The sequence below is a fragment of the Silvimonas sp. genome (assembly GCF_031291215.1).
Classification (GTDB): domain Bacteria; phylum Pseudomonadota; class Gammaproteobacteria; order Burkholderiales; family Chitinibacteraceae; genus Silvimonas; species Silvimonas soli.
The window spans coordinates 1-1,018 of the sequence record NZ_JARLJK010000023.1; the positions used below are offsets into that span (position 1 = coordinate 1).

1 protein-coding gene and 1 pseudogene are annotated in these 1,018 nt (G+C 60.1%); both read right to left on the reverse strand.

Translation table 11 applies throughout. The annotated features are described in order from the left end of the window. On the reverse strand, nt 1-226 hold a 226-nt coding region (locus P4L78_RS01185), incomplete at its 3' end, for a hypothetical protein (RefSeq protein ID WP_309326412.1). Between the two features lie 413 nt (nt 227-639). Next, nucleotides 640-1,018 (reverse strand): annotated as a pseudogene (locus tag P4L78_RS01190) (S-methyl-5'-thioadenosine phosphorylase); the annotation flags it as partial.

Here is a 1,018-nt window from a genome sequence, read left to right on the forward strand (position 1 = left end):
GCGTGGCCAGGCGCTTGAGCCAGATCTGGCGGTCATGGGCAATTGTCGCCGCCAGGCGATAGGCGCCCACCAACGGGTGCGTGTGCCGCCAGACGCGGCCTTCCAACTGCCCCAGCGTTTGCGCCAGCCACCGCGCCAGGGGGAGATCATCCCAGTCGCGGTAAATCGCGGCGTATTCCTGCCAGAGCTGGTCCAGCGGCGAGGCCGCTTCGGGTTCAAATGCCATGGAGCGAGCATGACTGGCAACCGGGATTTTGTCGAGCGCGGGAAACCGCGAAAACCGGACCGGCGTTAAGTCGTTGGTTCAGGGATTCAATGCGCGAAGGTTCCTTGATGTTTGTCGTGGATATCCCGATGCGTGGCGTTGGCGCGCTGAAAGCGCAATGACATGACAGCCCAGGGCAACGCCCTGGGAATTGATCCCATCAAAAGTCCTGCCCTGAAAGGGCAAAACAAAGGGATGCCGCGTTTTTTGTGGTGCCCTTTCAGGGCGTGAAATGACGGGGACTGCCTCACCCAGGGCGTTGCCCTGGGCTGTCATGTTTCCGGCTTTCAGCCTGCACAGTTTGTGGATGCCAAGCTCATTTACCCATTACAAACATCGAAGAACCTGCGCGAAATGGTTTGGGGGGAATTCCCTCACAAGTATTTCGCGAGAATCGGTTTCAGTTGCGCGATGGTCTTTTGGGGCCACGCTTTCCGGTCGGTCATGATCGCGTTTTGGAGCGCCGAATGGCACGGCCAGCCCGGCGTCGTGGGAATCTGGGGAATGGCCCGGGTGATGATAGCCTTGGCGGTGGCGGCGTTCCGGGTCAGGTTGGCAATGATCATTTCCACGGTCACGTGCGCCTCGTCCACTTTCCAGCAGTCGTAATCAGTGATCATGGCCATGGTGGCGTAGGCCATCTCCGCCTCGCGCGCGCACTTGGCCTCGCCGAGATTGGTCATGCCAATGACATCATAGCCGAGTTTGTGGTTCGTCAGCGATTCCGCGCGGGTGCTGAAGGCCGGGCCTTCC